At 72.6% G+C, this 26516-nt stretch carries 18 protein-coding genes; 8 read left to right on the forward strand and 10 right to left on the reverse strand.

Going from position 1 to position 26516, the window contains the following annotated elements; translation table 11 throughout:
- Positions 1-46: 46 nt before the first annotated feature.
- The 6 genes from ACH4N1_RS13765 to ACH4N1_RS13790 all read right to left on the reverse strand — a co-directional run bounded on the left by ACH4N1_RS13765 (position 47) and on the right by ACH4N1_RS13790 (position 8667).
- Positions 47-2722 carry a LuxR C-terminal-related transcriptional regulator gene (locus ACH4N1_RS13765; protein WP_398097124.1) on the reverse strand — a complete coding sequence of 892 codons (2676 nt, stop codon included), beginning with the start codon at positions 2720-2722 and terminating at the stop codon, positions 47-49.
- A gap of 460 nt (positions 2723-3182) precedes the next feature.
- Positions 3183-4334 (reverse strand): lytic polysaccharide monooxygenase, encoded by a 1152-nt coding sequence (locus ACH4N1_RS13770; RefSeq protein ID WP_398097011.1) that lies wholly within the window; start codon positions 4332-4334, stop codon positions 3183-3185.
- Between the two features lie 547 nt (positions 4335-4881).
- Entirely contained in the window at positions 4882-6009 is a 1128-nt protein-coding gene (locus ACH4N1_RS13775; protein ID WP_398097014.1) for a cellulose binding domain-containing protein, read from the reverse strand.
- A gap of 402 nt (positions 6010-6411) precedes the next feature.
- On the reverse strand, positions 6412-7434 hold the full coding sequence (locus tag ACH4N1_RS13780; protein ID WP_398097015.1) for a LacI family DNA-binding transcriptional regulator: 1023 nt from the start codon (positions 7432-7434) through the stop codon (positions 6412-6414).
- Between the two features lie 220 nt (positions 7435-7654).
- Positions 7655-7780, reverse strand: a complete 126-nt coding sequence (locus tag ACH4N1_RS13785; protein WP_398097017.1) for a hypothetical protein — start codon at positions 7778-7780, stop codon at positions 7655-7657.
- A gap of 80 nt (positions 7781-7860) precedes the next feature.
- Positions 7861-8667, reverse strand: coding sequence for a radical SAM protein (locus ACH4N1_RS13790; RefSeq protein WP_398097019.1), 807 nt, complete (start codon positions 8665-8667; stop codon positions 7861-7863).
- Positions 8668-8737: 70 nt separating this feature from the next.
- Here ACH4N1_RS13790 and ACH4N1_RS13795 point away from each other — a divergent pair, with 70 nt between their 5' ends.
- The 3 genes from ACH4N1_RS13795 (at position 8738) to ACH4N1_RS13805 (ending at position 13580) form a co-directional block, all read left to right on the forward strand.
- Positions 8738-9781, forward strand: a complete 1044-nt coding sequence (locus ACH4N1_RS13795) for a helix-turn-helix transcriptional regulator (protein WP_398097021.1) — start codon at positions 8738-8740, stop codon at positions 9779-9781.
- A gap of 393 nt (positions 9782-10174) precedes the next feature.
- The gene (locus ACH4N1_RS13800) at positions 10175-11353 is read left to right on the forward strand and encodes a M48 family metalloprotease (protein WP_398097023.1); all 1179 of its coding nucleotides are present in this window, start codon (positions 10175-10177) and stop codon (positions 11351-11353) included.
- A 163-nt stretch (positions 11354-11516) separates the two neighbouring features.
- The gene (locus tag ACH4N1_RS13805) at positions 11517-13580 is read left to right on the forward strand and encodes a PA14 domain-containing protein (protein WP_398097025.1); all 2064 of its coding nucleotides are present in this window, start codon (positions 11517-11519) and stop codon (positions 13578-13580) included.
- Positions 13581-13709: 129 nt separating this feature from the next.
- On the opposite strand, the gene ACH4N1_RS13810 is transcribed toward ACH4N1_RS13805, so the two are convergent.
- On the reverse strand, positions 13710-14933 hold the full coding sequence (locus tag ACH4N1_RS13810) for a saccharopine dehydrogenase family protein (RefSeq protein ID WP_398097027.1): 1224 nt from the start codon (positions 14931-14933) through the stop codon (positions 13710-13712).
- Positions 14934-15058: 125 nt separating this feature from the next.
- Between ACH4N1_RS13810 and ACH4N1_RS13815 the strand changes: the two genes are divergently transcribed.
- The gene (locus ACH4N1_RS13815) at positions 15059-15784 is read left to right on the forward strand and encodes a TetR/AcrR family transcriptional regulator (protein WP_398097028.1); all 726 of its coding nucleotides are present in this window, start codon (positions 15059-15061) and stop codon (positions 15782-15784) included.
- 190 nt (positions 15785-15974) lie between these two features.
- Here the strand turns inward: ACH4N1_RS13815 and ACH4N1_RS13820 are convergent, their stop codons facing one another.
- The gene (locus ACH4N1_RS13820; RefSeq protein WP_398097030.1) at positions 15975-16451 is read right to left on the reverse strand and encodes a RidA family protein; all 477 of its coding nucleotides are present in this window, start codon (positions 16449-16451) and stop codon (positions 15975-15977) included.
- A 311-nt stretch (positions 16452-16762) separates the two neighbouring features.
- Entirely contained in the window at positions 16763-17794 is a 1032-nt protein-coding gene (locus tag ACH4N1_RS13825; RefSeq protein WP_398097031.1) for a TerC family protein, read from the reverse strand.
- A 155-nt stretch (positions 17795-17949) separates the two neighbouring features.
- Here ACH4N1_RS13825 and ACH4N1_RS13830 point away from each other — a divergent pair, with 155 nt between their 5' ends.
- Entirely contained in the window at positions 17950-18282 is a 333-nt protein-coding gene (locus ACH4N1_RS13830) for a helix-turn-helix transcriptional regulator (RefSeq protein ID WP_398097032.1), read from the forward strand.
- A gap of 205 nt (positions 18283-18487) precedes the next feature.
- A complete protein-coding gene (locus ACH4N1_RS13835; protein ID WP_398097033.1) occupies positions 18488-20041 on the forward strand; it encodes a glycoside hydrolase family 43 protein in 1554 nt (517 codons plus the stop codon).
- A 576-nt stretch (positions 20042-20617) separates the two neighbouring features.
- Here ACH4N1_RS13835 and ACH4N1_RS13840 read toward each other — a convergent pair.
- A complete protein-coding gene (locus ACH4N1_RS13840) occupies positions 20618-22264 on the reverse strand; it encodes a glycoside hydrolase family 27 protein (RefSeq protein WP_398097034.1) in 1647 nt (548 codons plus the stop codon).
- 498 nt (positions 22265-22762) lie between these two features.
- Between ACH4N1_RS13840 and ACH4N1_RS13845 the strand changes: the two genes are divergently transcribed.
- The gene (locus tag ACH4N1_RS13845) at positions 22763-24415 is read left to right on the forward strand and encodes a glycoside hydrolase 43 family protein (RefSeq protein WP_398097125.1); all 1653 of its coding nucleotides are present in this window, start codon (positions 22763-22765) and stop codon (positions 24413-24415) included.
- A 55-nt stretch (positions 24416-24470) separates the two neighbouring features.
- The gene (locus ACH4N1_RS13850) at positions 24471-26489 is read left to right on the forward strand and encodes a non-reducing end alpha-L-arabinofuranosidase family hydrolase (RefSeq protein ID WP_398097035.1); all 2019 of its coding nucleotides are present in this window, start codon (positions 24471-24473) and stop codon (positions 26487-26489) included.
- Positions 26490-26516 lie beyond the last annotated feature (27 nt).

Here is a 26516-nt window from a genome sequence, read left to right on the forward strand (position 1 = left end):
AACCCGGAGCACCGCCGGGCGGCCACCTCACCGGGGACCGGGGCGGTCACAGCAGCCGCAGCTCGCGCGCCCGCCGCACGGCGTCGCCGCGCCGGCTCACCGACAGCTTCCGGTAGGCGCTCTTGAGGTGGGTCTTCACCGTGTTCACCGACACGAACAGATCGGCGGCGATGTCCTCGGTCGACATCATCTGGGCGAGCCGCCGCAGCACGTCACGCTCACGTCCGCTCAGCTGCTCCACCAGCACCGGTGCCGGCTCCGTCGCGGAGGGGCTCGGATCGCCGTCCGGTGCGGGTCCCGGCACGAGCCAGCCCGCGGCCAGTCCCCGCAGGGGTGCCGTGGCCAGGAGGGGTCCGATCCAGGGTCCGGCTTCCAGGAACGGCCTTCGCAGCTTCTCGCGCCGGGCCTCCACGAGCGTCCGGGCGACCAGCCGGCGGGCGGCGGCGACATCGCCCGCCATGTGCGCGGCCTGTGCCCGCACCAGAGTGGCGCGGACGGTCACCGCCGGGCCGGCGGACCCGCGGGCCGGGACGGCGTCGAGGAGGTGCAGGGCCGCGCGCCGGTCACCCGCGGCGAGGCGGGCCCGCGCGGCGCCCACGGCGCACGCCGGCTGCTCGTCGGCCAACGGCTCCAGCACCTCGGCGGCCGCGTCCGGGCGGCCCTCGGCCAGATGGACGGCCGACGCGATCAGGGCGGCGTGGCTCCTCGCCCAGGGCGAGGCCGCATCGGTGGCCAGGGCCGGGTCCGTGGCCGCCAGGGCGGCGTGCGTCCGGCCCCGGGCCAGGAACAGACGAGCCGCCGCGATGGACCGGACCGCGGCGGCCACCGGGTCCCGCGCCACCGGGTCGGACGGCTGGTCGAGCAGGGCGCGGGCCCGGCCCAGGTCGTCGCGGTCGACGGCCACCGCGGCCAGGACCAGCCGCCCGAGTTCCGGGCCGGCCGGCTGGGGCAGGCCGAACCGCTCCGACTCGGTCATCGCCGCGACGACCTTGCGTTCCGCCCTGCCGGGCCACCCGTCGAGGTGGTCGATGAGCGCGAGGTGTTCCAGGGACTCCTTGCGCGGGAGCGCCGTGGCGGCGCCGCCGGGACTGCGGGCCGCCGTGGTGAGGGCGGCCCGTGCCTCCGTGAAACGCCCGGCCCACAGCCGCGTCGAGCCCAGGTGGGTCAGCAGCAGTGCGGGGAGTTCCGGGTGCCGGTCCAGCAGGTGGGAGGGGATCTCCCGCAGCAGTTCCCGGGCCTCTTCCGCGGCCTGCTCGGCCCGGTCCGGGCAGCCCGCCAGCCGGGCCGCGAACACCTCCAGCAGGGCGCGGCTCAGCCGGGCGGCCGGCGGCTCGCACGCGTCGGCGGCCGGCTGTTCCCCGGCGTGCCGGAGGTGGGCCAGTCCCCGGTCGAGGTCGTACCGGGACAGGTCACGGGCCGCGCGGACGAGGTCCGTCGCGGGGCTCGCCGCCCCGGGTTCCCCGTCGGCGAACAGTTCGGCCAGGTCGTCGGCGCGCAGGCCGGTGAAGAGCCGCCCGATCGCCAGATCGTCGACGAGGGCACGGGAGGTGAACTCCCGGTCCCCCGCGGCGGCGCCGTGGGCGAGCATCTCCGCGAGAGAACCCGAGTGCCGCAGCCACCGCGCGGCCCGTCGGTGCAGTTCCGGCTCCAGGCCGGGAGAACGCTCCCGCAGATGGGCCCGGAGGATCTCCCGGAACAGCGGATGCAGGCGGTACCAGCCGTGCCCGAGGTGCTCGACGAACGCGTTCTCGCGATGGAGTCCGGCGAGGATGGGCTCGGCGTCGCCGCGCTCGGTCAGGGCGTTCACCAGGTCGGCGCGGAAGCGGTCCAGGACGCTGACGCGCAGCAGGAGGTCCTGCGTCTGGGACGTCTGCCGCTTGAGCACCTCGGCCAGCAGGAAGTCGGCGATCGTGCTGTGCCCCGCCTCGAACTCCTTCAGGTAGAGCTCCGGGTCCGGGCTGTGCTGCGCGGCCAGGGCGCACAGCCGGAGGCCCGCCGCCCATCCCCCGGTACGGTCCACCAGCGTCCCCGCCGCCTCGACGGACAGGTCCAGCCCGTGCAGTTCCAGCAGCGCGACCGTCTCCTCGGGCGTGAAGGCCAGTTCGGCGCCGCGGATCTCGGTCATCTCCCCGGCCGTCCGGTAGCGGTGCAGCGGGAGCAGCGGCTCGGTGCGGGTGACCAGGATCAGACGCAGTCCCGGCCCGGCGTGGTGCAGGACGAAATCCAGCTGCTGCGAGATCTCCGGGGCGGTCACCCGGTCGTACTCGTCGAGCACCACGACCACGGGGCGGTCGCGGCTGCCGAGCTCCGCGGCGAGCCGGGTCGGCAACGTGTGGTTCACCCGGTTCGCGTCGGCGGGGGAACCGATCTCGACGGGCAGCGGCACACCGGCGGTGCGCAGTGCCTGGAGCAGATGTGCCCAGAACACCCCCGGCCCCTGGACCACCCGGTCCAGGGTGAGCCAGGCGACCGGCTGCGACAGCTGTGCGGCCCACTCCGCCACCAGCAGGGTCTTGCCGGCGCCGGCGGATCCGTTGACCATCGTCAGCGGTGTCGCCGATGCCTGGTCCAGGTGCCTGGCCAGCCGCTCGCGGGGCAGGAACGTGCCGGGTCTCGCGGGCGGGACGAAACGCGTCCGCAGAAACGGATCTCCTAACGGATCGACGCACGCGACAGCAGCTTCGCGCGGGGTTTCCTCGTTCACCACCACGACGCTCACCATCCCGTTCCAGCAGGTCACGGGTTCGTGCTCACGCCACCAGCATCCCCGTTCTCCCGCCGTCCCGCGCGTCGCACCGGGTTCGAGGACCCACGGACCGTACCCGGAGGGCCCCGCCGCACGGGGCTTCGCGGGCGGACCGGCACCGCGTCCGGACGCAGGGCGGCGGGGGGGGCCCCCCGCGGGGGGGCCCCGCGCCCCCCCCGCCGCCGGCCGGGGGGTGCCCTCCCGATAGGGGGGTCCCCCCCCCCCCCCCCCCGGGGCGCGCCCCCCCCCGGGGGGGGGCGGGGGGGGCCCCCCCCCCCGGGCGGGGGCGGGGGGGGGCCCCCCCCCCCGCGGGGGGGCCCCCCCCCCCCCCCCCCCCGGCCGACGGCCGGGGTGTCCCGTCCGGATCGGGCCGGACCGGGCAGACCCCGCGAGCCCGGCCCGATCCGGACGAGCGGCCCGATCCGGACGAGCGGCCCTACGGGTTGACGCAGCCGATCGAGCCGACCGGGAAGTTGTTGCCGGTCGATGTCGCGGTGAACCCGAAGGTGACGCTGCCGTCCGGCGGGAGGGTCCGGTTGTAGTCGAGGTTTCCGACCGTGACCGTGCCGTCGGGTCCGTTGCTCAGCGCGCCGTTCCAGACACTGCTGATCCTGGTGCCCGCGCCGGGCGTCCACTTCACGGCCCAGCCGTCGCGGGCCGCCGTGCCGTGGTTCATGACCTCGACCGAGCCCTGGAAGCCGCCGCTCCAGGAGTTGGTGACGCTGTACACGGCCATGCACCCGGCGTGCGGGTCGGACGGCGTCGGGGTCGGGGTGGGAGTCGGGGTCGTGGTCGGGGTCGTGGTCGGGGTGGAAGTCGGTGTGGGAGTCGGAGTCGGTGTGGGAGTCGGGGTCGGGGTGCTGCCCGAGCCCCGGATGCCGGTCACCTCGCCGTTGCCGCCGTCGAAGACGATGTCCGAGCAGGAGAAGAAGTTCTCCTGGCTGTCCGAGCGCACCCACTGGATGAACATCACCGCGTCACCGGAGCGGCCCGAGGGCAGGTTCAGGTCCCAGTAGTAGTGGCCGCCGTCGGTGCCCGGCGAGCCCGTCTGCGGCGGGTCGGTGACCGTCTGGATCAGCTCCAGGTCGTCCCAGCCCAGTTCGGTGGCGGGCGAGTAGCCGGGCTTGGACAGGTACACCCGGAAGGACCCCGGGTGCGCGGCCCAGTTGCTGTGCTTGACCTGGATCGTCCTCCCGGAGGTGAGGTGCGTGCGGGGCCAGTCGGAGCGGGCGGCGTTGTAGCCGGTGAAGTTGTACGGCGACTTGTCGCCGGCGCTGCACAGCTTGCCGTCGGGGACGTAACCGGGGCCGCGGCCACCGGCGTTGGAGTCGAGCACGGCGAACCAGTTGTACAGCGCGGTCGCGCCGCTCTCGTTGAACGCGGCCCGGCAGGCCGGGTTGGTCGGGTCCAGGGAACCGGTGCTGGTCCTGGCGTCCAGGTAGCAGAGGTAGGTCCTCGATCCGGGGGTCATCGTGACGCCGTGCGCCTGCGCGTCGCCCTGGCCCAGCAGGGCCAGACCGAGTCCGCCGAGCAGCGTCGCCAGTACGGCGGCCGCCAGCGGGACGAGTCGGTTGTTGCGTCGAGCCATGGTGTCTCCTGTGCCTGTGTGGGGGTCGTCTTCCGGTCGCGCTTCTCTCCTTCGCGGTTCACCGTCCGGTGGTGGAGCCCCCGCCCGTCCGGGGAGGAAAGCGCCGGACGGGCGGGGGGATCTGGGGGGGGTGCGTGGATCAGGCGGGCGGTGTGCCCGGACCGGCACGGTGCCGACGTGGGCGGGCACGGCCGGGGCGTCGGCGGGCCGGACGGGGGCGGGTGGCGCCGGATCCGGTCGGACGGTTCATCGTGCCCTCCTCGGAAGTACGCGGGGGTCGTGCGTCATGAGCCGGTGCACGGGGTGGCGGGCGTGCCCGTGGGGCTGTCGGCGGTGAAGCCGAACGAGGTGGTGCCGCCGGGTGACAGCGCGTCGTTCGGCGTGGGCCTTTCCGGGTGAGGCCGGAAAAGCGAAGGAGCGGCGAAGGAGCGGCAACGGTCGTCCCGGGGCCCGCCCCCGGCTCGGCACGGGGAGGTGGGGGGGCGGGTTCCGCGGGCGGGCACGGCCGGCGTCGGATCGCGACAGCGGGCGGCAGGCGGGGGTCAGTTCACGCGCAGGCGGTGCCGTTGAGGCTGAACCCGGCCGGCTGGGCGAACGAGCCGCTGTAGGTGCCCTGGAAGCCGAAGGTCTGTCCGGCGCCGGGCGCGATCCGCGCGTTGTGGGCGAGGGCGGTCGCCGTCACCGCCCCCGTGGACGGGGTGACGGTGGCGTTCCAGGCGTTGGTGATCCGCTGCCCGGAGGGCAGGGTGAAGGCCAGTTTCCAGGGGTCGACCGGAGCCGAACCCGTGTTGGTGACGGTGACGTCGGCGGTGAAGCCACCGGTCCAGACGTTCGTCGCGTACGTCACCTTGCAGGCCGTCGCCGGGTCACCGGGGTTTCCCGGGTCGCCGGGGGTACCGAGGTTCACGGCGGAGGAGAAGGAGTTCACCGCGAGCCCGGCGCCGTTCTGCCACGGCTCGAACCCGGCCTGAACGCTCGTCAGGTACCAGTTGTTCTGGGCCATTCCGCGGCGGACGGTCTCCCGTACGAAGTCCATGACGTCGAAGCTCCAGCCGGCGATCGCCGACGGGGCGACGAAGGAGATCACGTCGTTGGACCCGTTGCTGCCCGTCCACACCTGCCAGGTGCGCCCGGCCACGGTGGTGGTGCCCACCTGGGCGCCGATCGGCTGGATCGGGCCGACCTTGTTGAGCCAGATCATGATCTCGGTCTTGTTCACCCCGTCGGTCCTGGGTGTGGGGTCCAGCCAGATGTCGTACGACGCGTTGTACACGGCGTCGCCGACATAGCCGTACGAGATGCTGCTGGGGGCGGCGGCGATGCCGCTGAGCTGCGCCGGGAGGTTGGTCCCAGGCGAACAGTTGGTGTAGTGGCAGCCGTTGAAGAGCGACGGGTACGACTTCGGGGCACCGCTGGTGGGCACGGATCCGTCGGCCTGGGTCAGCCGGAAGCCGGTGTCGGTGGCGGTGACGCACTGGGGGGCGCTGGTGCCCCAGCGGTTGTTCTGGACCACGTAGCGGCCCTGGATCGTGGTCGAGCCGAACTGCTCGCAGACCAGGGTGTCCGCCTGCGCCGCCGGCGCGACGGCCAGGAGGGCCGCGACGGTGGCGAGAGCGGTGAGCAGCGCGCCGAGCAGGCCGCGCGCGGTTCCGGAGCGGTGCGGTAACGGTCGCATGTGGGGGCCTCTCTGGGAGGGACAACCGGAGGGAGCGCACAGGACATCGGGGGCGCGCCCGGCCCGCCATGACTGGGAGCGCTCCCATCCAGTGGTTCGGGTGGGAGATTAGGAGCCGCCCGCCTCCCTGACAACCCTCGGGAACCGAATGCGTCGAACAGATTTCGAAGCCACAGGTCAGCGGCGGGCAAAGAGGTGGGCGGTCAACGCCTGTCACATGCCCGGCAGTTGGGAGCGCTCCCGAAAGTTTCGCCGCCATGGCCGGTGAGCGGCCTCGGCCCGTGGGCGCGGACCCGTGCCCCCGCGGCCCGTGCACGCCGGTCGCTGATCGCCAGCCGCTGATCGCCGGTCGCTGATCGCCGGTCGCCGGTCGCCGGTCGCTTCAGCGTGCCCGTGGCGAACTCACGCCGACTCGCGCGTCACCAGCCGCGTCCGCAGGATCACATGACGCCAGGCCACTTCCGGCTGCTCGATCTCCTCCAGCAGCAGCCGCACCATCGTCCGCCCGATCTCCTCCAGCGGCTGGCGGACGGTCGTCAGCGGTGGATCCGTCTGCTCGGCCAGCTCGAAGTCGTCGAAGCCGATCACCGCCACGTCCTGCGGCACCCGGCGCCCCGCCGCACGCAGGGCGTCCAGCGCCCCGGCCGCCATGGCGTCCGAGGCGGCGAAGACGGCGTCGACCTCCGGGTGCCGCTCGATGAGCCGGGCCATCGCCCGGCGCCCGCTGGCCTCGGTGAAGTCGCCCTGGGCCACCAGGGCCGGCCCGTGGCCGAGCCCGGCCTCGGCCAGAGCCTCCTGGTAGCCGCGCAGCCGGCACCGGGCGACGTACATGTCGGGCGGGCCGGTGATGGCCGCGACGGCCCTCCGGCCGCCGGCCACCAGGTGACGGACCGCCGTACGCGCCCCGCCGACGTTGTCCGCGTCCACGTACGTCATCCGCTCGTCGCCCGAGCGCCGGCCCAGCAGCACCGTGGGCAGCCCGGCGTCGGCGAGCATGTCCGGCAGCCGGTCCTCGGCCGGCACGGACATCAGCAGCACCCCGTCGACCCGGCCGCCGCGCGCGTACTCCACGAACCGCTTCCGGTCGGCGTCCGTGCGGACCAGGGTGAGCAGCAGCTGCACCGCCGTATCGGACAGGGCGTCCCCGACCGCCCGCACGACCTCGGAGAAGAACGGCTCCCCGAACAACCGCCAGTCCGTGTTCGTCATCACCAGCGCGACGGCGTCCGTACGCCGCCCGGCCAGTGAACGCGCCGCCAGGTTGGGCACGTAGCCCAGTTCGTCGATGGCGCGCCGCACGGCACGGCGCGTGGACTCCTTGACACCCGCCGCGTCGTTGATGACCCGGGAGACCGTGCCCCGGCCCACTCCGGCCAGGGCGGCCACCTCTTCCAGCGTCGGCGTGCCCGAACTCCGTCTGACCACAGTCCCACCCCCAAGGGCACCCGATCCTACGGCCCGACGCGCGCCTCGACCGAATGTCCCGACGGTGCGTCAGGAGCATTGTTCTCCGCCGCGGTTCCCCCTGTGCGGTGTGGCTCCAGGCCTCCGTGGCAGGCGCCGGGCCCTTCGCCGACCGGCTCCCGCAGCCGTGGGGTGGGACGGCGCTCCGGTCCGCCCGCCGGGTGCGGCGGGCGGAGCGGGGTCATCGGGGATCTCGGACGGTGTTGAGGTCACGCGTCGTCGTCACCGTGCACGGGAACAGGCCGAGGTCGGCTTCCTCCTCCAGCATCTGCAGGGCGTCCACACGGAACTGCGTTTCGTTCTCCATGGTGTTCACCTCCCTCCTTCGTACCGCGGGTGCGGGGGGGGCGACCGTGGTGCGGCGGACCGGCCCGCGGCGCCACGGGGTCAGGGGTGCCGGCCGGGACGACCGGTCAGGGGGGGGCGGCCGCCGGGGAGTGACCGGTGAGCACACCGGGCTGCCACAGGCGTGGTCCGCCGTGGCGGAGGCGCAGGTGGAAGGCGAGGACGCCGCTGAGTCCGGTGGCGTGGTCGGGGACCACGGCCGTTCCGGTCTCGTCCGGGGCGAGACGCCGTCCGCCCCGCAGGGCGTGCCGGTGGTGGACGCAGGCGGGCCCGGCCGCGGAGCCGGTCGTGGGCCTCGGGGGTGCCGCCGTCGACGCTGACGCTGCCCCGGAAGAACAGGCGGGCGGCGGGCTCGGTCATCCACGGCTCCAGCGACCAGCCGCCGGTGCAGAGGATGACCTCGATGCCGGCTCGCGCCAGCCGTTCCGCCACTTCGAACACCCCCTTGGCCAGGAGGGGTTCACCGCCCGCCAGGGCGATGCTGTCGGGTCCGGGCGCGATGGGCCCGTCGGCGACCCGCAGCATCCCGTCGAGGTCGCGCTGTCGCGCCGGACGCCGTCCGGATTCGGAGTGGCAGTGCACGCAGCGCAGCGCAGCGGACAGGCGGAGGTGATGTCCCGGACGATCTGTGCGGGACCGTCGCGGGTGATGCGTCCTCCCGGACTGTTGTGCGGTCGGTGTGCGGCGGAGGCGGTGCCCCATGAGCGGCGTTCGGCCCGACAAGGCCGGCAGCGCCGCCGGATCGGGCCGATCCCGGAAATCCGGGGGCCTGCGCGCGCTCCTCTTCCTCTTGTGTTCCTCTCCTGCGACTGCCCCCGATCCGGTGTCCGGCGTTACGCTCCGTCCCATGAGCCATGACGGGGGTCGGTCCGCTCGTATTCACCGGAACACGTTGCGAGCGGCCGCGGGTGCGCGGGACGTGCGGGCTTTCTTCGACCGGGTGACGGAGGCGATGCTCCCGGATTTCCCCTGCGAGGTGTGGGCGGGCGTCACGCTCGACCCGCTGACGCTGATCAGCACCGGGGGGAACTACCGGCGGGGCGTGCCGATCGCGCTGATGCCGCGGATGCTGGACATCGAGTACCGCGAGGGGGACGTGAACCACATCCCGGACCTCGCCCGCCGGCCCGCACCGGTCGGCCTGCTCAGCCGCGAGGTGAAGGGCGACCCGCGGACCAGTCCGCGCTACCGCGACATCTGCCAGCCCCTGGGGCAGCGGGACGAGTTACGGGTGGTGCTGCGCGACCGGCACGGGAGCTGGGGCGCCCTCGTGCTGGGGCGCAGCGCCGACCTCCCCCCGTTCGACGAGGCGGAACTCGAAGCGGCCGGCTCACTCGCCGAACCGCTGGGACGGGTGCTGCGGCACCTGCTCGTCCAGGAGAGCGCTCGGGCGGCCTCCCACCCCACCGCCCCGGGACTGGTCATGCTGGACGCCGGCTACGAGCCGGTCTTCACCTCGCCCACCGCCGACCACTGGCTCGGCGAACTTGAGTCGGGGAACGGCGGCCACGGTCTGCCCATCGCCGTCTACGCGGTGGCCGCCTCCGTCCGGGCCGCCGCCCGCGCGGGCGAGGCGTCGCGGTCCGTGACCTCATGGGCCCGAGCGCGCAGCCGGGAGACCGTCCAGTTGCACGCCTGGGCGCTGGACGAGGACCTCGGCGCGTGCGTCGCCGTCGCGATGGAGCCCGCCGATCCGCTGGGACGGGCGGCCTTCCTCGTCCGCGCCTACGGCCTCTCCCCACGCGAGTGCGCGGTGGCCGAACTCGTCTTCCACGGCTACTCCACCCAGGAGATCGGCCGGCGGCTGCGGCTGTCGCCGCACACCGTGCAGGACCACCTGAAGGCCGTGTTCGACAAGACCGGGGTCCGCAGCCGCCGCGACCTGGTCGCAGCGATCTTCTCCCGGCACTACGCGCCCACCGCGACCCCCCGTCCCGACGCGACCGGCACCTGCCGTACGTAGGCCGGTACCCAGGTCGTCGGCGCCGTGACGTTCGACGTCGCCGACGGCAGGATCGCCACCGTGCGCGCCGTCGCCGCCCCCGCCCGGTCCGCCTCGCCGGGGCCTGGCGGCAGCACGCACCGGAGACGCCGCCGGTCCCCCGCTGGTGACCGGAGGCCGGGCGCTGCCGGGCGCGGCGCCGGACGGCGCCCGGTGCGCCTTTACACCTGGTCAGCGGCGTGATCCACTACGCCGTGTCATGCACAGGAGGCCTTTGGGGAAGGGCCTCGGCGAAGGAAGGCCACAGGGGTGGGGATCACGGCGGACGAGACGGTACAGGTCTGTCCTCGGTGCGGAAGCGACATACGGGGGGACGCCCGCTTCACCGTGTGGTGCGCCGCCTGTGACTGGAACGTGGACCCGCAGAAGCCGGAGGCCGAGCACGGTTCGCCGGCGCGGACCCGGCAGGCAGCGGCCCACCGGTACGGCGCGCGCCTGGCGGCCGACATGGCGTCAGGTGGTGAGCCGCGTGCGCGACGGGACGTCGCCGCCGTCCTCGCCTGTGTCTGCGCCGTCCTCGTTCACAGTGTGACGCTGCTGGTCACCGCCCTGGGAATCCGGTGGATCGTTTCCGGGTGGGGCGGAGTCCCGATGGCGGGCGGGCTGCTCCTCCTGGCTCTCGCCTGGTCCCTGCGGCCCCGGCTCGGCAAGCTGCCCCAGGACGGACCGGTGCTGCACCGCGCCGACGCGCCCGAACTCTTCTCCCTGATCGACGACGTCGCGGAAGTCGTCGGCACGCGCGGAGTGGACACGGTGGCGGTCGACGCGGACATCAACGCCGGTGTGACGACGTACGGGCCGCGCGGTCGACGGCTGCTGACCCTGGGACTGCCGCTGTGGGAGGTCCTCACTCCTCCGCAGCGGATCGCACTGCTCGGCCACGAGCTGGGCCACTTCGGCAACGGGGACGTACGGCACGGAATGCTCGTCGCGAGCGCACACCGCTCGCTTGCCGCCTGGGCCTATTACCTCGCCCCCGCTCACCGCCCCAGCCCCGTGCAGTTCCTCGTCAGCGTCGTGTGCTTCGTACCGTGGCTGCTGGTTCGGGGCGCGATGCTCACGCTCGACCGCCTCACGTCGCGCGCCACGCAGCGTGCCGAGTACCTCGCCGACCGCCTGGCCGGCCGCGCCGCGTCGACCGAGGCGGCCGTGCAACTCATGGACCGGCTCCTGACATCCGATTCCGCGGCGACCGTCCTGCGCCGGGAAGTCAGCCTGCAGGCACGGGGCGGCCGCCGGACCCAGGGGGCCGACGACCGCGCGCACGGCTTGTGGGACCGGCTCGTCACGAGCATGGCGTCCGTACCCGAGTCGGAGTACGAACGTCTGCGCCGCGTCGGCGCCCGGCGCGGGCACCGTGTCGACGCGACGCATCCGCCGACCCATCTGCGGCGCGCCTGCCTCCTCGCCATGGGGAGCGTGGCTCCGGCCGTCGTGGTCGGTGAAGACCGTGCCCGGCGGATCGACGCCGAACTCGCCGACGCCCGGACCCGGGTGGCCAGGCAGATCCTGCGCGACGGCTTCCCCGGCTGAGGCCGGGTTCGAAAAGCACGCGGACGCGGTACGCGTCGAGGCCTGCCGAAGGCCGCGGGTACGAACCCTGGTGGGCAGGGCAACCCTGCCCTCGTCTCGTGGGTCACACGGGCGTCACCTGTTTCCTCTGTCCCTCCTCGGTCCGGAAAGGGCCCCACCCTCTGTGTCGACTCGTATCCGGCTGACCGCGCTCGCCGCGACAGCCGCCCTCGCCGCCACCGGCGGCCTGATCACCGCCACGCCGGCCCTCGCGGCCGTCACCTGCGCCCCTGCCGTCTGGAAGGTGCAGTACTTCGGCAACTCCACCTTCAGCGGCACGCCGAAGCTGACCGCCTGCGACGCGGCCGTCAGTGAGAACTACGGGTACGGCGACCCGGCCGGCGTCACCCTGCCCAAGGACAACTTCTCCGTCCGCTGGTCCCTGACCCGGGACTTCGGCTCCGGCGGCCCCTTCCGGCTCTCCGCCGCCACGCAGGACGGCATGCGGGTCTACGTCGACGGCGTGCGGAAGATCGACCTGTGGAAGAACGTCTCCACCACCGCCCGCAGGACCGTGGACCTGACCGTCCCGGCCGGCAAGCACACCCTGCGTGTGGACTACGTCGCCTGGACCGGCCTCGCCCTCGCCGGGTTCACCTACGCCCCGCGCACCGAGGCAGCCGTCGACACCGTCAAGCCGCTCGCGCCGGCCGGCCTCACCGCCGTTTACAACCGGGAGGGCACCGCGCGCATCACCCTGCGCTGGACCGCGAACAAGGAGATGGACCTCGCCGGTTACCGCGTCTACCGCCGGCTGGGCACCACCCAGTGGGCGAAGGTCAGCGGCACCTCCCCGCTCACCTCCCCGTCCTTCACGGACGCGACGCCCGCCACGGGTCAGACCTTCCTCTACGAGGTCCGCGCCGTCGACAGGGCGGGCCGCGAGTCGGCCGGGAGCCTCGACGTCACCGCGGTCACCGTGGACCGCACGGGCCCGGCGGCGCCGACCGGCCTCTCGGTCGTGGGCGACGCGTGGTGGGCCACTCTCGCCTGGCAGGGGGTCGCCGACGCGGCGACGTACGAGGTGTACGCCGCCTCCGCGGCCACCGGTCCGTTCGAGTCGCTGGGCACGACGACCACGACGTCGTACCGCACCGGCGCACCCGTGAACACCGCCCGGTACTACCGGGTCCGCGCCCTCGACACGTTCGGCAACCCGTCGGCGTACGCCGCCGTCACCGGCGACGGCGTCGACCGGACGCCGCCGAAGTCCTCTCCGGTCTCCCTCGGCTCCGTCGTCCGCGCCGACTACACCGACGTGTACTGGAAGCAGCCCGACGGCTTCTACGAGGACTTCGACAACGGCGGGACGTACCACGTCTACCGCTCGCCCGGCACGACCCTCGACCCGGCCGTGCTCACCCGCGTGACCTGCGCCGACGAGGAGAGCGACGAGACCAGCACCGGCGGCACCTGCCACGACCTGGACATGCCCGAGGGCACGTACGTGACGTACGCGGTCGCGGCGGTGGACCCGGCCGGGAACGAGTCGGCGCTGTCCGCCCCCCTCGTCGTCCGCACCGGGGACCGCGTCGCGCCCGGCCCGGTCACCGGCGTGCGGGCCACCCCGCGCGCCGACGGCGTGCTGGTGAGCTGGGCGGCCTCGAACGAGGACGACGTCGAGCGCTACGCGGTCTGGACCGGCGCCCGGCAGGCCGACGGCACGGTCAAGTGGCTCGGCCCCACCTCCTGCCGGGAGGGCACGAGCGACCCGCTCGCCGTCCTCTGCGGCGACCTGCCGGACGGCGAGACGTACGTGTACGCGGTCGTCGCCAAGGACCTCTGGGGCAACGCGCTGCTCCCGAGCGACCCGAAGGCCACGGTCGTCCAGGCCACCGAACTGGACCTGCGGCCGTCCGTGACGGTCGTCCGGGACTGGGACCTCGGCGGCATGGGTTACGGCACCGTGATCGGTGGACCCGCCGAGGACGGGCCGTCCATCAACTGGCGGTGCGACCGGACGGCCGAGTGCGACGACGTGGTGGGCTACCGGATCAGCCGGTGGAACGCGGCCACGGAGGCGTACGAGCCGCTGCACGCGGGGCTGCTGCCGGCCGAGACCCGTGCCTACACGGACACCACGGCCGCGCGGGGGACCACGCACTTCTACACGCTGGAAGCGGTGCGCGCCGACGGCGGCGTCGCGGGCACGCACGTGTGGAACTGCGTCTTCCAGGACCGCGTCTAGCCCTGTCCGGGCGGTGCGCTCGGGCCGGGGACCCGGGGCCGGAGAACGGGAGCGGGACGTGCCGCTCCGGTTCTCCGGCCGGCGGTGCCCGTCCGGGCGCCGCACCGCGGCGGTGCCGGGCCGGGCGGCTCAGTTCTCCTCGCGCAGTCCCCACGGAGCCCCGTACTCACCGAGCAGGTCGAGGAAGGGCTCGGGCGGCAGTGCCTCGGGGCCGAGGACGCCGCTCGCCCTCCACCTGCCGTCGGCGATCAGTTCGAGGGCGATCACCGGGTTGACGGCGGTCTGCCAGACGACGGCCTGGGAGCCGTACTCGCGCATCGTCCATTCGTTGTCGACGACGTGGTACAGGTACACCTCGCGCGCGGCACCGTCCTTCGTCCCCTTCACCCAGGTGCCCGCGCAGGTCTTGCCCTTCATCCGGTCGCCCAGCGTGGCCGGGTCGGGCAGGCACGCGGCCACCACGTCCCGCGGGGAGACCTGGACCGGCCCGTCGGCGCCGGGGACGGTGACCTTCCCGGTCGAGTCGAGCCCCAGCTCGTGGAGGGTCCTGAGCTTGGCGATGAAGTCGTCGCCGAGGCCGTACTTGAAGGTCACGCGGCGCGCGTCCACCCAGCGGGGCACGAGGAGCACCTCCTCGTGCTCGACGTTCACGCACTCCACGGGGCCGATGCCCGCGGGGAAGTCGAAGACCTCCGGCTCGCTGAAGGGTGCCGTGGTGAACCAGCCGCGGTCCTTCTCGTAGACGACGGGCGGGTTGAGGCACTCCTCGATGGTGGTCCAGATGCTGAAGGAGGGCGCGAAGTCGTAGCCCTCGACGGTGAGGTTCGCGCCGTCGCGGACGCCGATCTCGTCGATCTCGTCGAAGAGCCGATCGGCCGCGTACCGGGCGAAGACGTCCGACAGGCCCGGTTCCACGCCCATGCCGACCAGGGCGAGACGGCCGGCGCGCTCCCAGGCCCCGGCCAGGGCGAACTGCTCGTCGCCGAGCTTCACCCCGCACTGTTCGTAGGGGGCGGTCGGGTGCGGCACGGACAGCGACATCGCCATGTCGACGTAGTGCGCACCCGCGGCGAGTGCCGCGTGGAACAGCGGCATCACGAACCGCGGGTCGGTCGCGTTCAGCAGGACGTCGCAGTCTTCCGCGACGAGGAGCCGGCTGACGGCCGCCTCGTCGGAGGCGTCCAGGCGGTGCGCGCTGAACCGTCCCCCCTGGTCGTCGAGCGCGGCCACGGCCGCCTCGGCACGGGCGAGGTCGTAGTCGGCGACGACCATGTGGGTCAGGAAATCGCGGCGGGCGGCGATACGGGTGGCGGCGGTTCCGACGCCGCCCGCACCTACGAGGAGCACACGCATGTCACACACCGTTCTCGTCGAGGGTCGGGACAGTCCCGGCGAACGCCCGGGGACGCCTCGATGCAACACGACCGCGACGGTTAAGGTCTACGGCGTTGGCATAAGGGGTTCCGAGGGAGCGCGCGATGCCCAAGAAGGTGGTTCCGGAGGCGGAACGGCGCAGGCGACGGCCGACCCGCCAAGGCACCGTGCTGTCGGAGAAGCAGATCGTGCGGACGGCGCTGCGGATGCTGCGCGAGCACGGCAGCGCCGGACTGACCGCGCGCCGGCTCGGCGCCGCGCTCGGTGCCGACCCGAGCACCCTCTACCGCTACTTCGCCGGCCTGGACGACCTGACCCGTGCCATCGGCGAGGAGCTGATGGGGCGCGCCCTCGACAGCTGGACGGCCACCGGGAGATGGCGCCCGGACCTGCGCGCCCTGGGCCTGGCCATCCACACCTCCTACCTTGCCCACCCCCAGGCCGCCCTGCTGACCGCCAGCCGTGTCACCGGCCGGCCCCGGGAGATCGAGGTGGACGAGACGATCCTCGGCATCCTGCGCGGCGCCGGCTTCGGCGACGGGGACGCCGTCGGCGTCTACCACGCCTTCATCGACCTGACCCTGGCCTTCGCCGCCCTGGACGCGGGCGCGCTGGCGGTGAAGGACGAGGTGAGAGGGGCGGACGAGGGCATGTGGACCTCCACCTACGCCCGGCTGCCCTCCGAGACCCACCCGCACATCGCCGCCACCGCACACCTGCTGGCGGACCGGATGAACCTCAGCGCCTATCCGGTCGTCCTGGACACGCTCCTGAACCAGGCGGAGGAGCGGCTGGCCGCCGCGCGACACCGGGCCGGCGGCACCGGGTGAGACCGGGGGCCGCGGAAAGCGGTCCGCATACGGCGAGGCCGGTTCGGCCGGGTGCATCGGGTGCTCCCGTTCCTCACCCGGGTCCGCCGCCGGCGCCCGGGCCGTCGCGCGCCTCTTCAGCCCGGCCAAGGGGGTGCCTCGGTCACGGTCGGCGGGGCACCCCCGGTGACCGCGACCGGCGGGCCGTTTCTCACCGTCGACGACATCGCACGGCCCGGCCGCGGAACAACCGCCGTGCCGCACGTCGCCAGGAAGCTCCGGCCCGGTCGCCCGCCGGAGGCGGGGTGCGCCGCCGCGCGTACACCTCCATCTCGATCTTCATCCGCGGGTCGGCGAGACCGCACACGAGCATCGTGGCGGCCGGCCGTACATCGCCGAAGCAGCGGCGCAGGGCCGGCCAGCAGGGTTCGAAGTCCTCGCGGTCGGGCAGCAGGTAGCGCACGCGCACCACGTCGGCGAAGGTGCACTTCGCCTCGGTCAGCGCGGCCTCGACATTGCGCAGGCACTGCTCGGCCTGCTCCACCACGTCGTCGGAGATCGTCATGGTCGCGTAGTCGAACCCGGTCGTCCCGGACACGTGCACCTGGTCGCCGTCGACCACGGCACGGGCGTAGCCGATCTGCTCCTCGAAGGTCGAGCCGCTGAGGACCGCGCGTCTCTCTGTCATGCGCCGAACGCTAAACGGCCGGCACTGATACGTCGAACAGGGCCGCACGCACGGTCTGGTGTCCCTGGGCGTACGGGGAGCGCCCCGAACTCCCCTGCCCCCACTGCACGCCCTCGTCGTGCTCGCGGAGGAAATCCCCTTCGGCCGTGCGGCCGCCCACCTGTCCACCCGCCCACCTGCTGGCGGAAGCCGGCAGGGAGGGGAAGAAGGACCGGTCGTCATGACGCACGGCGGCCGGGGACGCCGCGCGTGACGGGGCGGAGCCGTGTCGCACGGAAGTGCTCCTCCGACGGCGCACGGGATCGGGACGCTCATGACGCGGCGTCCGGGCGGTGCGGGCCGGCGGCGCCGGCGGCGGGTGCGGGTTCGGCACCCGCGGTTCCGGCCGTGGTGCCGCCGTCGGAGTCACCGTGGTCGCCCCGGGTGGCGATGAGGGACCAGGCGATGGACACGGTGATGGTCACCGCGATGACGCCCAGGGTGAGGGGGATGGGCAGCTTGCCGACGGGGGTCTCGGACAGGATGAGTTTGACGCCGGCGAAGGCGAGCAGCACGGCGAGCCCGTAGTGGAGGTGGGTGAAGCGGCGCAGCAGTCCTGCCAGGCAGAAGTACAGGCTGCGCAGGCCGAGCACGGCGAACGCGTTGGCGGTCCACACCAGGAAGGTGTTGGTGGTGATCGCGAGGATGGCGGCGACGGAGTCGACGGCGAAGATCAGGTCGGTGGCCTCGATCGCGACCAGCGCCACGAACAGCAGGGTGGCCACCCGCCGCCCGCCGGTCCTGGTGAAGAACCGGCTGCCGTGGTAGCGGGTGTCGGTGGGGACGATCTTCTTGACCAGGCGGACGACGACGTTGCGGTCGGGGTGGATCTCGGCGTCCTTGGACACGGCCATCTTGTAGCCGGTCCAGATCAGGAACGCGCCGAACAGGTAGGCGGTCCAGAAGAACAGCTGCAGCAGCTCGGCGCCGACGAAGATGAACGCCAGCCGGAGGATCAGGGCGCTGATGACGCCCCAGAACAGGACTTTGTGCTGGTAGGCGTCGGGGACCGCGAAGAAGGAGAAGACCAGCGCGAAGACGAAGACGTTGTCGACGGACAGCGCCTTCTCGATCAGGTAGCCGGCGTAGTAGGTGGAGGAGACCTCGCCGCCCTGCCAGACCAGGAGGACCAGCCCGAAGGCGAGACCGATGGCGATCCACACCCCGGACCAGATCGCCGCTTCCCTGAAGCCGATCACGTGGTCGTCGCGGTGGGCGACGAGATCGACGGCGAGCATGACGGCGATGACGAGGGTGACCGCTGCCCACATCCACAGCGGAACGGTGAACGACAGGTCATTCATCGAAGGCTCCCTTCGACTGGCCGGAGCAGTGTGGGGTGCTTCCAGCGTCACCCGGCCACCCGAAACCCGTCAACATTTACGCGAAAAGTTTTTCGTCAATCTTTTTTCGCGAAAAAATATTGGTCAGACGAAGTCCGCTTCGTATGATGGAGGTCATGACCCAAACCCCCGCGCGCGGTGACCAGTGGACGTTCCTGACCAATCACGCCCGCGTCCTGATCACCCTCGCCCGTGATCCCGAGTCCCGCCTGCGGGACGTCGCCGAGGCCATCGGCATCACCGAACGCGCCGTGCAGTTCATCGTCGCCGACCTCGAAGCGGCCGGGTATCTCACCCGCACCCGAGTCGGCCGCCGCAACCGCTACACCATCGACCCCGGCGTCGCCCTGCGCCATCCCGCCGAGGCCGGCCATCCCGTCGGCGACCTGCTGGCCACCTTCCTGCACCGCGAGGACACCCCCGCCGGGCAGGAGCTCGACACCTTGTGACGCACCGCCTCGTGACGTGCCGCCGGGCCATCGGGCCGCACTCGTCGAAGCGCATCGACGCGGCCCCCGCCTGACGGACGGCCCATGTTCCGATCAGTGGGACTTTCTCGCCGTCACGGCTCTTGTCGCACGGGAAAAAGATCCGTTACCTTCGCCTGCCACCAAGTGAAGCGCTTCGACAACCACCCGAGGCAGGGCCGCCGCCATGAGCCACCAGTTGAACCGTGGAAGCCACGACGACGCGGAGGTGTCCCTCCGGCACCGGACCGCCCGACCGGGCGACCCCGTGATCCCCGGCTTCCATCCCGACCCCAGCGTCTGCCGCGTCGGCGACGACTACTACCTCGCCTGTTCCAGCTTCGAGTACTTCCCCGGCGTACCCGTCTTCCACAGCCGCGACCTGGTGCACTGGACGCAGCTCGGCAACGCCCTGGACCGGCCGGAACAACTGCGCCTGCCGGCCGGCATGCCGTCCTCGGGCGGGATCTACGCCCCCACCCTGCGCCACCACGACGGCCGCTTCTGGCTGATCGTCACCAACGTGAGCGAGGGCGGCGGCAACCTGATCGTCACGGCCACCGATCCCGCCGGCCCCTGGTCGGATCCCGTACCCGCGCCGGGCGTACCCGGCATCGATCCCGACCTGGCCTGGGAGGAGGACGGCACCTGCTGGTGCACGGTCGCCGGGGTCGCCCAGGTCCGTATCGACCCGTCCACCGGACGGACGTACGGGACACCGCACGGGGTGTGGTCCGGCACGCCCGGCGCGAAGGCCCCGGAGGCACCGCACCTGTACCGGATCGGCGACCACTGGTACCTGCTCATCGCCGAGGGCGGCACCGAGCGCGGCCACGGCGTGTCGATCGCCCGGGGCCCCGCGCCCGGCGGCCCGTTCGAGCCGTGCCCGGCCAACCCGGTCCTCACCCACCGCGGCACCGACCACCCCGTGCAGAACACCGGCCACGCCGACCTGGTGCAGGGCCCCGACGGCTCGTGGTGGATGGTCCTGCTCGGCGTACGACCGCGCGGCGGCACCCCCGGCTGGCACGTGCTCGGCCGCGAGACCTTCCTGGCGCCCGTGACGTGGGTGGACGGCTGGCCGGTCGTCGGCGAGGTCGGACCGGACCCCGCCACGCTCCCGTGGCCCCTCTCCCCCGGGCCCGCCGAGGAGCACCGGGACGACTTCGAGCTGAGCGAACTGCGGCCGTCCTGGATCTCCGTGCGGGACCGGCCCGTCGAGCACTGCACCACCGCGGAGCGCCCCGGATGGCTGACGCTCCGCGCGCGCGGCGGCTCCCTGGACGAGCCCGACGTGGTGTTCACCGGCCGGCGCCAGCAGCACCTGTCGTGCCGGGCGCGCACCCTCGTCGACCCCGCCGAGGGGCGCGGCGGGCTCGCCGTCCGGCTGGACGAGCGGCACCACTACGCGATCGAGGCGTCCGGCACCGAGGTCCGGGTGATCGCGCGCGTCGGCTCCCTGCGCACGGTCGTGGCCGCGCGCCCCGTGCCCGCCGGGCCGGTGGTTCTCGGCCTGACGATCACGGACCCGCCGCCTCCGCACGGGCCGGTCACCGGACCCGACGTGGTCTCCCTCGGTGTCGAGGAGCCCGACGGCACCTTCACGGTGCTCGCGGCGCTCGACGGCCGCTACCTGTCGACCGAGGTCGCGGGCGGCTTCAGCGGCCGGGTCCTCGGAATGTACGCCGCGGCCGGCACCGTCCGCTTCGACTGGTTCGACTACGAGCCCCTCGATCGCTAGGAGGTTCGGCGGCACCTAGGTCCTGTCGTCAAATTCCTGCCGTCCGCCTGGAGGGCGGGCTCTGCGGCGTCAGGTGCGTGCTCTCGGCGTGCCGGGCCCTGATCCTCGTACTGGACGTACTCGGGTCAGGGCCCGGTGCGGCGAGAGTGCGTGCATGGCGCCGCGGGGCAGGCGGGAATTTGACGACAGGGCCTAGGGCCTGTCGTTTGGATCACGCCGCAGATGTGGGGGTCGGCACGCGCTCCCCCGGAGGGGGTACCCCCTGCGGCGTTGTCGTCGGTTGCCGACGTCCCCCAGCCTTCGGCCGGGAGGTGCCCCCACCGCGTCGACGCCCTCCTCCGCCTTGCAGCCGCACGCACCGACCCCCACTCACCTGGGCTGCAAGGCGCCGCCGGTTTCCTGCGACCTGATCCAAACGACAGGCCCTGGTCGCCGCCCGCCACGGCCCGGCGCCCGGTCAGCGGTACGGCGTCCCGACCGCCCGGCCCCTCGTCCCGGTCGCCCCTCCTCCCGGTCGCCTCCCTCCCCGGCGTCGGGCCGACGCCGGGGAGGGGGCCGGGCGGCGCGGGGCGTGCCTCACGTGCGGGTCCACTTCTGGCCGGCCCGGCCGTCGCAGGTCCACAGGACCAGGCGGGTCCCGTTTGCGGTGCCGGACCGGTCGACGTCGAGGCACCGCCCGGCGTGCACGTTGCGGATCGTTCCGTCGGAACCGACGGTCCACTTCTGGTTGTCCTGGCCGTTGCAGGGCCAGGTGATGACGCGGGTGCCGTCGGCGGTGCCCTGGTCGTAGGCGTCCAGGCACTTGTCGCCGAAGACCCTGATCTCGCCGCCGGCCCAGGTGGTCCACAACTGGTTGGCGGCCGTGTGGCAGTCCCAGATCAGTACCGTCGCCCCGGCCGCGGTGGAGGCGTTGTCCACGTCCAGGCAGCGGCCGGACGCGTTGCCGCGCAGCCGCGAGGTGGTGGCGGGCGACGGGCTGCCGCCGCTCACCCGGAACACGGCCACGCCGTGCGCGGGGACGCTCGCCGAGATCTGTCCGGATGTGCTCGACGTGCCGCCGGTCCACAGGTCCGTGAGGGTGAACGGCCCCCCGGACAGGCCGACTTGCGCGGCGTCGGTGGTGACCGTGGCGGTGCCGCCGCCCCGGTTGAACAGGCCCACCGCGACCGATCCGTCGGACAGGGGCTTGGCGAACACCTCGGTGGTGCCGTCGTCGCGCACCCTGCGTCCGCCCGCGCCCAGCGGGTCCTGGTTCACCGCCAGCAGCCGGGGGTTGCGCAGGATCGCGCTCACGTCGGCGGACATGGTGCGGATGTCGTTGCCGGCCATGAGCGGGGCGGCCATGAGGGCCCACAGGGCGAAGTGGGAGCGGGACTCGGTCAGTGACAGGCCGGGACGGCCGACGACCAGCATGTCGGGGTCGTTCCAGTGCCGCGGGCCGGACTGCGCCGCGAGCGGGGCGGTGACGTCCAGGACGTTGCCGACGCCCATCGGGTAGCTGTTGGTGTTGCCGTTCTGCCAGATGTCGAGGAGGTCCTCGGTCGTGCGCCAGAGGTCGGCGACCCCGCCCCAGTCGTAGCCGGCGCCGGTGATGGCGTGCAGGCTGTTGGGGTTGATGCTGTAGACGATCGGCCGCCCGGTGGCGCGCAGGGCGTCGCGCATGAGCGTGAACCGGGCGACCTGTTCGTCGCGGGTGCCGCTGGAGGAGCACCAGTCGTACTTGAGGTAGTCGACGCCCCACGAGGCGAAGGTGGCGGCGTCCTGGGCCTCGTGCCCCCTGCTGCCCGTGGATCCCGGGTAGCCGCCCGTGGCCTGCGCACAGGTGCGCTCGCCCGGCACCTGGTAGATGCCGAACTTCAGGCCCTTGCCGTGGATGTAGTCCCCGAGCGCCTTCATCCCGCTCGGGAACTTGGTGGGGTTGGCCCGCAGGCTGCCCGCCGCGTCGCGCTGCGGGTCGAACCAGCAGTCGTCGACCACCACGTACCGGTAACCGGCGTCCCGCATCCCCGAGGACACCATCGCGTCGGCGGCCTCGCGGACCTGCGCCTCGGTGACCCCGCACCCGAAGCTGTTCCAGCTGTTCCACCCCAGCGGCGGGGTGAGCGCCGGACTACCGGGGGCGGCCGAAGCGGTCGACTGGACGGCGGCCGTGACGGACGCGGCGACCGTCAGCGCGGCGGCCGTGAAGAGGTGGAGCAGTGTCCTGCCCGATCGTCTGAACACCGGGGCTCCTTTACCGGAAGGGGAAGCCGTGAACTGCCTGCGCACAAGGGCGGGCGCGGGCCCCGCGCGGCACACGGTCGCATCAGGAACCCCTGACGCCGCCACGCCGGACCTGCCGCTCCGGAGCACCTGAGCACCTGAGCACCTGAGCAGCGAAAGATTCGTTCGACATGGCGAACGCCATTCGAAACCGAGGACCTTGACGGATCATCAGGGATGACACTGAGCATGTCAACACCGCGCGAAACGCCGACCCCGCGGCACCCGACGAGCCGTCAACCCGCAATCACACAACCACCCTTCGAAATGTTTCGATGTGAACGGCGAATCATGCGAGAAGGATTGACGGGATCGTCAAGCTCTCTACTATCCCAATTGCTCGGTTAGTCGATCGACGTTCGACATGACGAACCGAGACGGGCCCGCCCCGCCGCCCAGCTCGCGGCGGGCGGGACCACCGCGCGTTCCCGGGCCGCACAAGGAGAACGAAACGTGGACATGTCATGCCCCCAACAACCGCTGGGCCGCCGCCGGATCCTGGCCGCCGCCACCGGCCTGGCCACCGGTGCCCTCCTGCCCCCGGCCGCGGCCTCCGAGACCGCCACCGGCTCCGCTCCCCCTCCCGTCCCCGGTACGGCTCCCGCGGCCGCCGCGCAGTACACGAACCCGGTGATCTGGCAGGACTTCGCCGACCTCGACGTCCTGCGCGTCGGCGACACGTACTACGCCTCGGCCTCGACGATGCACTACTCCCCGGGCGCCCCCGTCCTGCGCTCCTACGACCTGGTGAACTGGGAGATCGCCGGCCACTCGGTGCCCGTCCTCGACTTCGGCGCCAAGTACGACCTGAACGGGGGCCGTGGCTACGTCCGCGGTGTCTGGGCGTCGTCGCTGGCCTACCGTCCGAGCAACCGGACCTTCTACTGGCTGGGCCAGATCGACTTCGCCCGGACGTACGTCTACACCGCCACCGCCGTCGAGGGGCCGTGGAACAGGCTGACGACCATCAGCACCCCCTACTACGACGCGGGGCTGCTCGTCGACAGCGACGACACCCTGTACGTGGCCTACGGGAACACCACCATCAGCGTCGCCCAGCTCTCGCCCGACGGCCGCAACCAGGTGCGCACCCAACAGGTGTTCACCACACCGTCGAGTGTCGGAACCCTCGAGGGCGCCCGCTTCTACAAGATCAACGGGCAGTACTACATCTTCCTCACCCGCCCCGCGAACGGCCAGTACATCCTGAAGTCGTCGAGCGGACCCTTCGGCCCGTACACGATGCGGCAGGTCCTGCTCGACCTGCGCGGGCCGATCGCCGGCGGTGGTGTCCCGCACCAGGGCGGGCTGGTGCAGACGCAGAGCGGCGCCTGGTACTACCTGGCCTTCGTCGACGCCTACCCCGGCGGCCGGATGCCCGCCCTGGCGCCGGTCACCTGGACGCCGGACGGCTGGCCCGTCGTACAACTCGTGAACGGCGCCTGGGGCACCTCGTACCCCAGCCCGGCCGTGCCCGCTCCGCCGCGCCAGGTCACCCCCATGATCGGCGTCGACACCTTCGACGGCACGTCCCTGAAGCCCAGGTGGGAGTGGAACCACAACCCGGACACCACCAAGTGGTCGGTCGGCGACGGCCTGACCCTGCGGACCGCGACCGTCACCAACGACCTGTACGCGGCCCGCAACACCCTCACCCACCGCATCCAGGGCCCCACCTCCACCGCCACGGTCCAGCTCGACCACTCCGCGATGCGGGACGGCGACCGTGCCGGACTCGCGTTGCTGCGTGACTCCTCCGCCTGGATCGGCGTCAAGCGCGACGGCGGCACGACGCGGGTGGTGATGGTCAACGGCCTGACGATGGACGGCAACTGGAACACCACCGGCACCGGCACCGAGGTCGCGAGCGCGGCCGTCCCGGGAAGCCGCGTCTGGCTGCGTGCCGGCGCGGACATCCGCCCCGGCGCGGCACGCCCCGGAACCTTCTCCTACAGCACCGACGGCACCAACTTCACCCGCCTCGGTCCCGCCTTCTCCCTGGGCAACGACTGGCGGTTCTTCATGGGCTACCGGTTCGCCCTCTTCAACCACGCCACACAGGCACTCGGCGGCGCGGTCCGTGTCACACGGTTCGAGCTGTCCGTGCCCTGAGCCGATCCCCTCACCGGCACCACCCACCCGCACCCCCGACCGTACGAGGAGAACGATGAACCCGCTGAAACGGCCCGGCCGACGCCGAGCCTCCGTACTGGGCCTGCTGGCCGTGGCCGCCATGGTGACGCCCGCCGGCGTGACCGGCGCGTCCGGCGCCGAGCGGGCCACCACGCTGGGCGCCCAGGCGGCGCAGTCCGGGCGGTACTTCGGAACCACCGTGGCCGCCGGCAAGCTCGGTGACGGCACCTACACCTCGATCCTGGACCGCGAGTTCAACTCGGTCACGCCCGAGAACGAGATGAAGTGGGACACCACCGAGCGGTCCCGCGGCTCGTTCACCTTCGGCCCCGCCGACCAGATCGTCAACCGCGCGACGGCCCGCGGTCAGCGCGTGCGCGGCCACACCCTGGTGTGGCACTCCCAACTGCCCGGCTGGGTCAGCTCCATCACCGACGCGAACACCCTGCGCAGCGTGATGAACAACCACATCACCACCGTGGCGAACCACTACAAGGGCAAGATCCACTCCTGGGACGTGGTCAACGAGGCCTTCGCCGACGGCGGCAGCGGCGCGCACCGGCCCTCGGTGTTCCAGAACCTGCTGGGCGACGGCTTCATCGAGCAGGCGTTCCGCACCGCGCGGACCGCCGACCCCGCGGCCAAGCTCTGCTACAACGACTACAACATCGAGAACTGGAGCGCCGCCAAGACCCAGGGCGTCTACCGCATGGTGCGCGACTTCAAGTCCCGCGGCGTGCCCATCGACTGCGTCGGCTTCCAGGCCCACTTCGGCACCGGCGGCCCGCCGGCGAACTTCCAGACCACGCTGTCGAGCTTCGCCGCCCTCGGCGTCGACGTACAGATCACCGAACTCGACATCGCGCAGGCGCCGCAGTCCGCGTACGCGGGCACGGTGCGGGCCTGCATGAACGTGGCGCGCTGCACCGGCATCACGGTCTGGGGCATCCGCGACAGCGACTCCTGGCGCTCCGGGGAGAACCCGCTGCTGTTCGACCGCGGCGGCAACAAGAAGGCGGCCTACCAGTCGGTGCTCACCGCGCTGGGCGGCACGGCCGCGACGCGGCGGGCCGACACCCGGTCCGCCCGGTCCGCCGCGGCGCTGCCCTCCCGCTTCTCCTGGAGCTCGAGCGGCCCGCTGGTGTCCCCCAAGCCGGACTCGACCCACAACATCGCCGGCATCAAGGACCCGACGGTCGTCCAGTACAACGGCAAGTACCACGTGTTCGCCAGCACCGCGAGCGCCTCCGGGTACAACCTGGTGTACCTGAGCTTCTCCGACTGGTCCCAGGCGGGTTCGGCCACGCACCACTACCTGGACCGCACCGCCGTCGGCGCCGGCTACCGGGCCGCGCCGCAGGTCTTCTACTACGCGCCGCAGCGCCTGTGGTACCTCGTCTACCAGACCGGCAACGCGTCGTACTCCACCAACCCCGACATCAACAACCCCAACGGGTGGAGCGCACCGCGCAACTTCTACTCGTCGATGCCCGACATCATCAGGCAGAACATCGGCAACGGCTACTGGGTCGACATGTGGGTGATCTGCGACAGCGCCAACTGCCACCTGTTCTCCTCAGACGACAACGGGCACCTGTACCGCTCCCAGACGAGCGTCGGCCAGTTCCCGAACGGCTTCACCAACACCGTCATCGCGGCCCAGGACTCCAAGTACGCCCTGTTCGAGGCGAGCAACGTCTACCGGGTGCAGGACACCAACCAGTACCTGCTCCTCGTCGAGGCCATCGGCTCGGACGGCAGGCGCTACTTCCGCTCCTGGACCGCGAGCAGCCTCGCCGGCTCGTGGACGCCCCTGGCCGCGTCCGAGAGCAACCCCTTCGCCAGGGCGGGCAACGTGACCTTCCCCGCCGGATCCTGGACCCGGGACGTCAGCCACGGCGAGATGATCCGCGCGGGCTACGACCAGACGCTCAGCATCAACTCCTGCCGGCTCCAGTACCTGTACCAGGGCCTGAACCCCAACGCGAGCGGTGACTACAACAGCCTGCCGTGGCGGCTGGGTCTGCTCACCCAGACCAACTCCACCTGCTGACGGAGTGGGCCCCGCCGCTCGTGCGGG

It is taken from the genome of Streptomyces sp. NPDC017202 (assembly GCF_044331705.1).
In the GTDB taxonomy this organism is placed as follows: domain Bacteria; phylum Actinomycetota; class Actinomycetes; order Streptomycetales; family Streptomycetaceae; genus Streptomyces.

What these genes read in the sequence shown, in the direction of transcription:
- ACH4N1_RS13785 (WP_398097017.1), bottom strand. Translation starts at nt 7,780, where the DNA reads ATGGAGAACGAAACGCAGTTCCGTGTGGACGCCCTGCAGATGCTGGAG.
- ACH4N1_RS13765 (WP_398097124.1), bottom strand. Translation starts at nt 2,722, where the DNA reads ATGGTGAGCGTCGTGGTGGTGAACGAGGAAACCCCGCGCGAAGCTGCT.
- ACH4N1_RS13850 (WP_398097035.1), top strand. Translation starts at nt 24,471, where the DNA reads ATGAACCCGCTGAAACGGCCCGGCCGACGCCGAGCCTCCGTACTGGGC.
- ACH4N1_RS13790 (WP_398097019.1), bottom strand. Translation starts at nt 8,667, where the DNA reads ATGGGACGGAGCGTAACGCCGGACACCGGATCGGGGGCAGTCGCAGGA.
- ACH4N1_RS13830 (WP_398097032.1), top strand. Translation starts at nt 17,950, where the DNA reads ATGACCCAAACCCCCGCGCGCGGTGACCAGTGGACGTTCCTGACCAAT.
- ACH4N1_RS13770 (WP_398097011.1), bottom strand. Translation starts at nt 4,334, where the DNA reads ATGGCTCGACGCAACAACCGACTCGTCCCGCTGGCGGCCGCCGTACTG.
- ACH4N1_RS13820 (WP_398097030.1), bottom strand. Translation starts at nt 16,451, where the DNA reads ATGACAGAGAGACGCGCGGTCCTCAGCGGCTCGACCTTCGAGGAGCAG.
- ACH4N1_RS13835 (WP_398097033.1), top strand. Translation starts at nt 18,488, where the DNA reads ATGAGCCACCAGTTGAACCGTGGAAGCCACGACGACGCGGAGGTGTCC.
- ACH4N1_RS13815 (WP_398097028.1), top strand. Translation starts at nt 15,059, where the DNA reads ATGCCCAAGAAGGTGGTTCCGGAGGCGGAACGGCGCAGGCGACGGCCG.
- ACH4N1_RS13775 (WP_398097014.1), bottom strand. Translation starts at nt 6,009, where the DNA reads ATGCGACCGTTACCGCACCGCTCCGGAACCGCGCGCGGCCTGCTCGGC.
- ACH4N1_RS13845 (WP_398097125.1), top strand. Translation starts at nt 22,763, where the DNA reads ATGTCATGCCCCCAACAACCGCTGGGCCGCCGCCGGATCCTGGCCGCC.
- ACH4N1_RS13810 (WP_398097027.1), bottom strand. Translation starts at nt 14,933, where the DNA reads ATGCGTGTGCTCCTCGTAGGTGCGGGCGGCGTCGGAACCGCCGCCACC.
- ACH4N1_RS13825 (WP_398097031.1), bottom strand. Translation starts at nt 17,794, where the DNA reads ATGAATGACCTGTCGTTCACCGTTCCGCTGTGGATGTGGGCAGCGGTC.